The sequence below is a fragment of the Synergistota bacterium genome (assembly GCA_021159885.1).
Lineage (GTDB): Bacteria > Synergistota > GBS-1 > GBS-1 > GBS-1 > AUK310.
The window spans coordinates 1-11,314 of the sequence record JAGHDO010000062.1; the positions used below are offsets into that span (position 1 = coordinate 1).

The 11,314-nt window shown below is 41.8% G+C and carries 10 protein-coding genes; 9 read left to right on the forward strand and 1 reads right to left on the reverse strand.

Annotated features, from left to right (window positions below):
* From J7M13_05975 to J7M13_05990, 4 genes are all read left to right on the forward strand, one after another.
* Positions 1–795: prephenate dehydrogenase (locus tag J7M13_05975; GenBank protein ID MCD6363526.1), on the forward strand; the 795-nt coding region annotated here is incomplete at its 5' end.
* 75 nt (positions 796–870) lie between these two features.
* Positions 871–2,163 (forward strand): 3-phosphoshikimate 1-carboxyvinyltransferase, encoded by a 1,293-nt coding sequence (gene aroA, locus J7M13_05980; protein ID MCD6363527.1) that lies wholly within the window; start codon positions 871–873, stop codon positions 2,161–2,163.
* A 6-nt stretch (positions 2,164–2,169) separates the two neighbouring features.
* Complete coding sequence (locus J7M13_05985; GenBank protein MCD6363528.1) at positions 2,170–3,156, forward strand: TAXI family TRAP transporter solute-binding subunit; 987 nt, start codon at positions 2,170–2,172, stop codon at positions 3,154–3,156.
* 20 nt (positions 3,157–3,176) lie between these two features.
* Entirely contained in the window at positions 3,177–5,072 is a 1,896-nt protein-coding gene (locus tag J7M13_05990) for a TRAP transporter permease (GenBank protein ID MCD6363529.1), read from the forward strand.
* Here the strand turns inward: J7M13_05990 and pheA are convergent.
* Complete coding sequence (gene pheA / locus J7M13_05995) at positions 5,032–6,054, reverse strand: prephenate dehydratase (protein MCD6363530.1); 1,023 nt, start codon at positions 6,052–6,054, stop codon at positions 5,032–5,034. The genes J7M13_05990 and pheA overlap by 41 nt on opposite strands.
* Positions 6,055–6,189: 135 nt before the next feature.
* Between pheA and J7M13_06000 the strand changes: the two genes are divergently transcribed.
* The 5 genes from J7M13_06000 to J7M13_06020 are packed head-to-tail and all read left to right on the forward strand — an operon-like array spanning position 6,190 to position 11,182.
* Positions 6,190–7,272, forward strand: coding sequence for a hypothetical protein (locus tag J7M13_06000; protein MCD6363531.1), 1,083 nt, complete (start codon positions 6,190–6,192; stop codon positions 7,270–7,272).
* Between the two features lie 17 nt (positions 7,273–7,289).
* On the forward strand, positions 7,290–8,156 hold the full coding sequence (locus J7M13_06005; protein MCD6363532.1) for a diguanylate cyclase: 867 nt from the start codon (positions 7,290–7,292) through the stop codon (positions 8,154–8,156).
* A complete protein-coding gene (locus J7M13_06010) occupies positions 8,143–8,367 on the forward strand; it encodes a hypothetical protein (protein ID MCD6363533.1) in 225 nt (74 codons plus the stop codon). The genes J7M13_06005 and J7M13_06010 overlap by 14 nt, the downstream gene beginning before the upstream one ends.
* Positions 8,364–9,920, forward strand: coding sequence for a DUF2334 domain-containing protein (locus tag J7M13_06015; protein MCD6363534.1), 1,557 nt, complete (start codon positions 8,364–8,366; stop codon positions 9,918–9,920). Before J7M13_06010 ends, J7M13_06015 begins: the two co-directional genes overlap by 4 nt.
* Positions 9,917–11,182: a glycosyltransferase family 2 protein gene (locus J7M13_06020; GenBank protein MCD6363535.1), complete on the forward strand. Its 1,266-nt coding sequence runs from the start codon at positions 9,917–9,919 to the stop codon at positions 11,180–11,182. The genes J7M13_06015 and J7M13_06020 overlap by 4 nt, the downstream gene beginning before the upstream one ends.
* Positions 11,183–11,314 lie beyond the last annotated feature (132 nt).

Genomic DNA, 11,314 nt, shown 5'->3' on the forward strand with positions numbered 1-11,314 from the left:
ATGGGTGGATCGCTTGGAATGGCTTTAAAAAGGAAGCTCGGCTTCCATGTTATAGGAGTTGTAAGGAGAAAAAAAACCGGTGAAGTAGCCATTGAGAAAGGAGCTGTGGATGAGTGGACCTTATCAATTGAAGATGGAGTTAGGGAAGCCGATTATGTTTTTTTCGCAACTCCTGTAGGAAGTATCGTTCCACTCTTTAAAAAAGCTTTGTCCTTTTTCAAAGAAGAAACACTGATAAGCGACTTAGGGAGCACCAAAAAGAGCATTGTTTATGGAATAACGCCATTGCTGAGAGAAGATCTCGCTTTCATAGGAGGACATCCTATGACTGGCTCAGAAAAGAGAGGCGTGGAAAACGCTGTTGAAAGCTTGTATGATGGAGCGCCATATATACTGACTCCGGTTTCTCCCTTTGATAGAGAAAGAACCGAAGAGCTAATTTCAATCGTTAAAGCTATAGGATCTATACCGTATATTATGGATCCGGAGGAACACGATACCACGGTTTCACTTATAAGCCACGTTCCATACCTTATCTCTATATCCCTTGTTAGTCTTCTTAGCAGATTTCCGCTTGCTGAAAAGCTCGTTGCGGGAAACTTTCGAGATTTGACCAGGCCTGCTTTAAGCGATCCTATTATGTGGAAAGACATAATTCTGAATAACAGAGAGGAAATAAAAAAGACGCTAACAGAAGTTTATAAAAATGCAATGGAAGTCATTCTTAAGGATGAGATTGAAATTGAACGGGCTTTGAGAAAAGCCCTTTCAGTAAGAGAAAAGCTATTTTCATAGCTATTGATATATTTAAAAAGATATCAAGATGTAGTATAATTTAAGATAAATACCTCAAGGGGCAGGTGGTGATGAGTGAAATTTATCGTAGAACCTTCCTCGCTGAAAGGAGAGGCGAGGATACCCGGCTCAAAGTCTAATACAACGAGAGCCGTAGTTTTTGCGACTCTCGCTGATGGGGCATCAACAATAAGGAATCCCTTGCCTTCCGCGGACTGTCTATCAACCGTTGAGGTATATAAGGGATTTGGAGCCGAAGTTATCGAGCTCTCAGATGAGAAATGGGTGATAAAAGGAGTAGGAGGAGACCTTAAGGTCCCAGAAAATGTGCTTTACACGGGAAATTCTGGAACAACGACGTATATAGCAATAGGAACGGCAGGCTTAATAGATGGCTATACGGTAATAACAGGGGATTTCCAGATAAGAAGGAGATTAGCCGAACCGCTTCTTAAAGCACTGAGGGATCTCGGAGCAGAAGCCTTTTCCACGAGAGGAAACGGATGTGTACCAGTCGTGATAAGGGGACCTATAAAGGGAGGAAAGACGAGCCTTCCCGGCGTGAACTCTCAATGGCTTACATCCCTTCTTATAAACGCTCCACTGGCTAAAGGAGATACTGAGATAGAAGTAGAAGATCTCAAGGAAAGACCCTATATAGAGATGACACTTGGATGGCTTGACAGAAGAGGCATAAAGTATGAACGGGAAGGATTCGAAAGATTCTATCTTAAAGGAAATCAAGAGTACAAATCTTTCGATGAAGCGATACCCGCTGATTGGGAGTCTGCATGCTTTCCCTTAGTAGGAGCAGCGATAACCGATTCCGATATAACCCTTTACGGACTGGATATAAACGATTACCAGGGCGATAAGGTAATCGTGGAAATCTTAAAAAGAATGGGTGCAGACATCGAAGTTATAGACGATGGTAAGGGAGGGATAAGGGTAAGAGGAGGAAAAACGCTACATGGAATAGAAATAGACTGCGGAGATATCCCGGATGCTCCTCCGATCTTAGCGGTTCTGGGAACACAGGCTAAGGGGAGAACCGTTCTTAAAAATATATCTGCCTCCCGCTTAAAGGAAACCGATAGGGTCGCTACCATAACCCAGGAGCTTAAGAAGATGGGAGCGAGAATCGAGGATAGAGGAGAAGAGCTGATTATAGAGGAATCAGAGCTTAAGGGAACGAAGATAAATGGACATCATGATCACAGGATAGTTATGGCTACTGCCATAGCAGGATTAGTGGCTAAGGGAGTAACTATTATAGATCATGCAGAATACACGCGCATATCGTTTCCAAACTTCTATGAGGTAATGAGCTCCCTTGGAGCTAAAATAGAGAAGGTAAAGGAGGTGTGAGGAAAGGTGAGAAGAGCAATCTTACTCGGCGTTATAATAGCTTTAGGAATCGCATTAAGTATAGGAAGCTTAGCCTACGGTGTAAAGCATCTTAGAATAGCTACTGCAGGAACTACCGGAGCGCTCTATCCAATGGGAGTATTAATGGCAAAGACCATTAACAAGTATTTGCCTGAGTTTAAGGCTTCCGCTCAGGCAACTGCTGGATCTGTAGCGAATCTCAGAATGCTTTACAAGGGAGAGGTAGAGTGGGGAATATCTCAACAAGACATAGCTTGGTTTGCCTATCATGGAATGCCTCCATTCAAGGGGAGAAAAATGAACAACTTAAGATCTCTCTTCGGAACGCTATCTGGATGGCTTCAGATCTTCGCTCCCGCAAATAGCTCTATAAAAAGCATAAGGGATCTTAAAGGGAAAAAGGTCAGCGTTGGGGCTCCCGGAAGCGGAGGAGAGATAGACGCGAGAATGCTTCTCTCATACTATGGAATAACATATAAGGATATCAAGCCTTTCTTCCTCCCCGAGAAGGAAGCAGTTGCAGCCTTAAAGAGCGGAACTATAGACGCTATGATAGCTACACATCCCCTGAGATCTGCAGCATTTTTGGACCTAACCAACACATACCATGTTAAGATGATTCCCGTGGACGATCCTGGTGTTTATGAGAAGTTTCCTTTCTTTGAAAGGGGAGTCATCCCTAAGGGCACCTACAAAGGAGTAGATTACGATGTGGTTACGCCGAAGATTAAGGTTATAATGCTAACCACAACGAAATCTGGACTTAGCGACGATGAAATCTATAAGCTTCTTAAGGTGATATTTGAGCACAGGGATGAGTGGAAGGATGCTCACGCAGCTGTTAGAAAATATGTTACCCTTGAAAACGCCGTTAAAGGTGTTGCTATTCCGTTCCATCCCGGCGCCATCAAGTTTTACAAGGAGAAAGGCTTTAAGATTCCCCAAAAACTCTATCCACCGGAATATAAGTGAGGCTTAAAGCTTATGAGCTAATGGGGAGGGTCCTTCGGAAAGGGCTCTCCCCGCTTATAGCCTTTTCGATTTCCTGCTTCTATCTCTATACCTCTTATTTTGGTTCTCTATCTCCTCTTGAACAAAGATCCATACTTTTCTTTTCATTAACTTCGCTAACCTTTATAATCTACGACATAAAGGGAAGAAAAAGAAAGGAATCGAGTATTCCCATATACGATTTCATTCCATTTTTTCTCCTTATAGCTTTTGGCATATATTTCTTCACTGGGGTTCAACCCGAGGAACTCATCCAGAGAGGTGTTTGGGGAACCACACCAGTAGAGGATGTAATAGCCTGGATTTCTATTTTCCTTCTTCTCGAAGCTACAAGGAGAGCGGTTGGATTACCTCTCGTTATAGTAGCACTCTTATTCTTAAGCTATGCTTTCTTAGGACCTTACCTTCCAGGAGATCTAAACCACAAAGGATTCACCCTGGATGAGCTATCTAACTTTCTCTTCTGGACTACAGAAGGAGTTTTTGGGATTCCCCTCGGAGCATGCGCAACCTTCGTAATAGTTTTCATAATTTTCGGGGTTTTCTTAGATAAATTTGGAGCAGGAGAGTTCTTCATAAAGCTTGCCTATTCTCTCACTGGGAAAATTAGAGGAGGACCTGCATTAACTGCTGTGGTTTCAAGCGGTCTCATGGGCATGGTCTCTGGCTCCGCGGTAAGCAATGTAGTAACCACGGGAGCATTTACGATACCTCTTATGAAAAGGATTGGATACGATTCTACTTTTGCGGGAGCCGTGGAAGCTGTTGCATCAACAGGTGGTCAGTTCATGCCTCCCGTAATGGGAGTCGCAGCCTTCGTCATGGCAGATATGACCGATATACCCTACTGGAAAATAGCCATAGCTGCGTTTTTGCCAGCATTTCTTTATTTTTTCTCTATAGGACTCATGGTTTACATAGAGGCTTTAAAAAAAGGGCTTAAGCCCGTATCCTCAAAGGATCTCCCCTCTCTTTTCAAAACTTTTATGGAAGGATGGCACTTCATCTTTCCTGTTATAGTTCTGATCCACTATCTCATGGTTTTAAGATACTCGCCGTCCAAGGCAGGCTTCTATACGGTCATGACCACCCTTGGAGTCGGAGTTCTAAACTCGCTTATAAGGTATAGAAAGCTCCCCTTAAAGAAAATGCTTGAGGGATTAGTCGAAGGTGCTATGACGATGATACCCGTAACCGTAGCATCGGCTACCGCAGGAATAGTAATAGGAATAGTATCCTTGACCGGACTGGGAGTTTTATTCTCAAGCATAATCATAGGACTTGCTGGAGGAAAGCTTTTCCTAACCCTGTTTTTGACGATGATAGCCTGCATAATACTTGGCATGGGAGTTCCAACCACCGCTGCCTATATACTCACCGCTATACTTGCAGTTCCGGCACTTTTAAAGCTGAATATTCCAACTCTTCAGGCTCACCTCTTTGTTCTATACTTCGCGGTTCTTTCTTTCATAACTCCTCCGGTTGCCTTAAGCGTATATGCTGCAAGCAGTATAGCGGGAACCAATGCCATGAGAACGGGTTTTGAAGCATGGAGGCTTGGCCTGGCAGGCTTCATAGTTCCATATCTTTTCGTATATCATCCTGCCCTGACGTTGAAGGGAAGCGCCATTGAGATACTCCTTACCTTTGTATGGGCACTTGGATGCGTTATAGCGCTTGGGATAATCCTGGAAGGATGGCTCTGGAATAGGCTTAAGCTTTGGGAAAGAGGACTATCTGGGCTTTTACTCTTTATGGCATTAAGAGAGATCACAGATATAAGATATCTTTACCTACTATCTGCCTTTGCGATATTGAGTTCCAGACAGATACTTTTTAAAAAGCCTTCCCAGATGGATAAGATCCAAGAAACTTAACAAAAATGGACATTCTTTCGAGCTCCTCCATAGCTTCTCTAACATCTGGAGATTCCACCGATCCTTTAAAATCCATGAAGAAAATGTACTCCCAAGGTTTAATCTTTACGGGTCTCGAGTGTATACTCGATAAATCTATCTCTCTCACTGCGAAAGGCTCCAGAGCCCTGTAAAGCGCTCCTGGTACATTCTTGACGCTAAAGATAAGGCTACTCTTGTCCCCGCTTACCGCTCTTCCTGAAATCACTATAAACCTTGTATAGTTATTCTTTCTATCTTGTATAGATTTTTCAACTATCCTTATTCCGTAAATTTCAGAAAGAAGCTCAGATCCTATAGCTCCTTCATTCTTTTCCTTTGCAAGCTGGCCCGCTTTTGATGTGCTCTCTACTTTGATTAACTTTGCTTTGGGAAATCTGCTTGCTATATATTCTCTACACTGCTCAAGAGCATGAGGATGAGAATAAAGCTCCCTTATATCCTCAGGATCCTTATTAGAAAGAAGACAGAGATCTATTTTTTCATATTTCTCTCCAACGATATAGACCTCTCTTTCAAGCAAAAGATCGAGAACTTCTCCCACCGGTCCCGCAAGGCTATTGTCTATAGGAAGAACGGAAAAGTCGCTGGCTCCACTTTCAACCACATCAAAAAGCTCCCTAAAATTTCTACGTGGTATAAACTCAGCATAGCGAGAAAACGCCTTTATAGCTGCCTGGTGAGAGAAACTACCATCAGGTCCAAGGAAAGAAACCCTCATCGGCTCCTGAACGGCTCTACAGAGCCCTATAATCTCCTTGAATATAGATCTGAACTTCCCACATGAGGATAAAACTTCAATCTCTCTTGCTGGATCCCAAATTGGAAGACCGTGTTTTCTTTTGTATTCTCCTATGTTCTTTGCTAATCTAATTCTCTCCTCAAGAAGACGCTTTATTTCCTCATCTACTTGATTTATTCTCTGCCTAAGGGCCTGAAGCATCTTTTCCTTCCCTCCCTTCTTAAGCTTAGTAGAGCTATAAAGCTCTACTCATCTACTTGACTTATTATATAAGCTATGATAACATACTCAAAAGGTCTGAATTTTTTGCTTAGAAGGGAAGTATAGAAAAAAGAGATGTTAGTTAAGGGGAAGGGTGGAAAGAAATTTTTGCTGTTTCTTCTAATAAGTTTTTTGATTTTTTCCTCCTCCTGTGGTAGTGGATCCCCCACAACCCTGTCTATCAGTGATCTGGCAGTAGGGATTAAGGAAGGGGTTGAGAAACAGCTGAGATCCCCCGAAGGTCTGCTTTATAAATCAACCAAAGATAAGAGCTTCCTATCGGAAACCATAGGACTTGAGTTAATGTGGCATCTATTAGACGAAGATAAGAGCGCTTTTGATTATCAATTCTCCCTCCTCAAGAAGTATTTTATCTCCCCTTTAGGCCTGCTTTACTGGAAGATATCAGAAGATTTTGATAGATTTAAATCAAATGCGAGCATAGATGATCTCAGAGTATGTAAAGCTCTCATCCTTGCCTATAGAAAGTGGGGAGATAACGAATACCTAAATACCGCTAAGGAGATAGGAAATGCCCTCTTAAAATATGTTATCAAGAAAGATATTCTATTAGACGGGATTTCCTGGGAACCCGCAGGGATATTCGGAGGAATATCCATTGATCAGGGAGCCAAGTCGATAACTTTATCCTATCCCGACATTCAAGCGATGCTTCTGCTTAAGGAATACAACTCTGACTGGCTTAAGGTAGTAGTGAAAACGAGTGGCATAGTGCTTATGGGAGCTCTGCTTAAGGGAACCGATGTATATTGGGGGTATGATATTGAAAGTGAAAGCTACAACGATAGAGATAGAAATCTCATAAATGAGTTTCTCCATCTACTTCATCTAGCAAGCGCGGGTAGCGTTCCTATAGACCATGTAAGATACTTCGCGTTTAAGCTTGATGTGGAAGATGGAATATTCGATGAAAATGGAAATGAAAATGTAGCGGTATACTCCCTTGCCAGTTTACTCTTTTATGAAAGTGGCTTTTACATGGAAGCAGAAGCTTGCCTTGAAAAGCTGAAAAAGTTCAGGCTCGATAGTGGTTTGCTGGGATATCCAAGTGAAGATGGTGGAACTGAGGCTTGGGCATTCGATAACCTACTGGCACTTATAGCGATAGAGACCATCTCAGGAAGCCCGAAAAAATAAGGCGAGGTGATAATATGTTGGCTAAGGCGACGGATTTTTTAAGGGAAAGAATATACATATTTCTAACCCTTCTTCTTATAGGATACGCGGTAATGCAGACATGGCTTTTTATAAACAACGCTTTTACGCTTGAGCAGTTTATAATGTCCACAGTCAGCATGCTTATCCTTTTCCTTGGAGTAATACTTGGCTTAAATACCGCCCTTATCCTGGCGCTTATAACTATCTTTTTATACGGTTCTGTAATAATCTTCATTTACTTTAAGACCAATCAGGAAATAGAAATAGGAGCTAACCAGTTTTTCTGGTTAATAGCTATTCCGTGGTTTGCTTATCTTGGGGGGCTTCTTCACAGGGAATATAACAAGGTGTATCAAAGGTATGCTAATATAGTCAGTAACATTGATGAGCTGGTCGCTCTTGACGAAACTGTAGGATTAGAAACCGCAAAGAGGTTCGCTTTCCGAGTCACCGAGGAAATTTCAAGGGTAAAGAGATATGGGGGAAAATTCAGCATTTTATTGATAAAGATAGCTTACCTGCAAGAGCTAACTGACGTATATGGTGAAACCGTGAAAAACATGGTTTTAAAGAAGGTAGCTGAGATATTAAAAAACAGCAAAAGGTATGAGGATTTTCTTGCCTATGTTTCAGAAGGAGAGTATGGTTATCTTCTTCCACATACCCCAAGAGAGGGAGCAGAAAGCCTAAGAAGCAGGATTAAACAAAAGCTCTCTTATGTGGATATTGTTCCCCGGGAAGGGGATTTTAAGAGGATAAAGCTTACCTTAAAGAGCGGAATAGCCTCTTATCCCGACGATGGAGAGGACTATATGGCTTTAATGTGGACCGCGAGAAAGGAATTCGAATATGACCTTAAATAATGCCTTAAATATTCTGCTGTCTATAAAAACTGCATGGGCGCTGAGCTCCGCGGCCTCTGCCGCTGGAGAAGAAAAAGACCTTACTCTTATAGAGCGACTTGGGCTGAAACTATCCTATACATTACTTGCTCTGGCAATAGGGATATCAATATTACTTATATGGATGTATAGGAAGTATTCAAAGCGCGAAAAGAGGAAGATATTCCAGTGAGGGTAAGAGCTATAATATATCTCATTTTGATTTCTCTAATGCTCGCCTGCATATTCACTCCAGCTAAAGCGGAAGGGGAAAAGAGAAATGCCCTTGTTCTATACGATGATTTAACCAAAGATTATGGAGTTGCTTTAATGAACCTTCTCGGTCACTTTTTCATGGAATATAACTCTGAGATGGTATACATCTTAAAGGCTAACCCCAAGCAAATAAGAAAGGTTGATGCCCTTTTTGTCCTCTCCGACTATAACTCCGTTCTACCTCCACTACCTATACTTAAATCCATAAAATCAAGGGAAAATGATCTTGGAAAGATAACCTGCCTCATAGGGACGCCTCCATGGCTCGAGAGATCGGACAAGTATAGGATTTTCACATACGCGAGCTATAAAGGATGGAGATACAGAGGGGATTATGGCATCTATCCGCTAAAGCTTTCTCCCGCAATGAATTCTATCTCTGATCTTGAAAGTGGGGGGGAAGGGAAAAGCATTCCTCTTATATCGCATAGAGGAAATCTATGGATAGTTCAAGGCTTTCCGTTTTTCGATGTTCATTCATGGATATTTGCGGATGCACTACACGATATACTGGGTGTTTATCACAAAAGAAGAAAGAGCGTTTTTCTACGACTTGAAGATGTTAACCCCTCGTATGGTGAGGCAGAGTTAAAAAAGCTTAACGACTGTATAAACTACCTATATAGTCAAGGGGTTCCCTTCACAATAGCAGTATATCCGGTTTTCATCAACTATAAGGAAGGAGAGGCGATAACACTCCTGCAGAACGAAAAGCTTGTGCTAATCCTTAAAAAGGCGGAGAAAATGGGAGGAAGCATAATAATGCACGGAACCTCTCATCAGTATAGGGAGGTTTCTGGAGAAGGGTCGGAATTCTGGGACATGCTCAAAGACAAGCCTCTTCCAAACGAAAAAGAATATTTCAACAGGAGAATGCGATATGGACTGTGGCTATTTAAAAAAGCTGGTTTAACTCCGCTTTTCTTTGAATCTCCTCACTATAATCTGCCCTTAAGTCTTCAAAGAGAAATGCATATATATTTCTCAACCATACTTGGAGAGCTAATGATAAACAACAGAACCTATAGAACAACTCAAACCATTCCGTATATAGTTTATAAAACCTATACAGGATTAACTCTTCTTCCAGAGCAACTTGGTTATATAGAAGCAGGCAGAAAGACAGCTTCCATAAAAAGCATAGAAGAAAGAGCAATAGAGCTTGAGCATATAGTAAGAGATCCAATGGTTTGCTTTTTTTATCATCCCTATCTTGACGGAGATAAACCCCTAAGGGAGCTGATACCTTTCTTCCGAGATCACGGTTTTAGATTTATTAATGTGGCTCAGTATGGATCTCCCACAAGCTTTAAAGTAAAAAGAGTTCCTCACCTGTGGAAGATAAAAGAGAAGGGAACGTTTTACTTTGGAAAGACGCCAGCTTTTCTTGCTGTATTATCAGCACTCGTTCTTCTGTCTATATACCTGAGATTATCGTCAAGGAGAAAAAGGAGGCTCTTTGAAAAATGATAGGACCTCTTGATTACATATATATAGCCTGCATGATAATAATATGGTCGCTTTTGCTCTATCATGTGCTTCTATCATATGCGGGATACAGATACTCGCTTAAAGCAGAAAAAGAAAAGGAAGAACTTGATAACTCTCCGATAGGCCCCCTCCCAACCGTAACGGTGCTTATCCCCGCTCATAATGAAGAACCCGTAATAGAGCAAACGCTTCTTGCGGTGGGAAGCTTGGACTACCCTGAGGAAAAGCTTGAAATACTATGCTTAAACGATAACTCAACGGACGATACTGGCATGATTGCCAGAGCAACCGCTGAGAAGATAGGAAAACATGTTAAGGTAGTGGATGTCCCCCCAGATAGAGGGAAAAGGGGGAAATCTGCAGTTTTAAATTACGGTCTGGAGTTGGCCAAGGGAGAAGTAATAGCGGTTTATGATGCTGATAACACGCCAGAAAGAAGCGCTCTTTTGTATCTCGTTAGGAACTTAGTTAGAGGAAAAGGAAAGCTCGGAGCAGTCATAGGAAAGTTTCGAACCCGCAATAGAGACAGAAATATTCTAACGCGATTCATAAACCTTGAAACCATCTTCTATCAGTGGACGACACAGGCGGGGAGGTGGTTCTTATATAAGCTTACAACAATTCCCGGAACCAATTTCGTAATATGGAAGGATCTCCTTCTAAAGCTCGGTGGTTGGGATACTAAAGCCCTTGCAGAGGATACCGAGCTGTCTATAAGGGTATACTTAAACAAGCTACTTATAAAGATGGTTCCTTACGCTATTACATGGGAAGAAGAACCGGAAAGGCTAAAAGTGTGGTTCAAGCAAAGGACAAGATGGGCAAAAGGAAACATATATGTGCTTTTAAAATTTTTCTTCCCCCTTCTTTTTTCAGGAAATCTGAGGCTTTTGATAGATCTATTCTACCTCCTTGTTGTATACTTTCTCTTTCTTTTGAGCGTTTCAGCCTCCCTTTTTATCTTCCTTCTTGGAGTAACGGGCTTGGGAAAGCTTGTCTTAAAAGGCCCCTTTGATCTCCTATGGCTAATGGCAGTTGTGCTTTTCGTGGTGGAGCTTGGCATAACCCTAACCCCGGAACCAGGAGAAAATAGAAGAAGTAATCTTCTTTTGGCAGTTTTGATGTATTTCACTTATACCCAAATGTGGGTTCTTGTAGTCTTAAACGCCATATGGCAATCCCTGATTTCAATTCTAAAGGGAGAAAGAACATTTTGGTATAAAACAGAAAGGGCAAGGTGATTAAAGATGCTTAAAAGGAGGACATTAAGAAGGGAAGCTTTACTGGTTATCTTGCTCTCTGTAGTACTTCCAACGACCCTTTGTATGGGGATAGGTAGCGCTCTAATAAGGAACGTAAGAACTGCCTTAAAA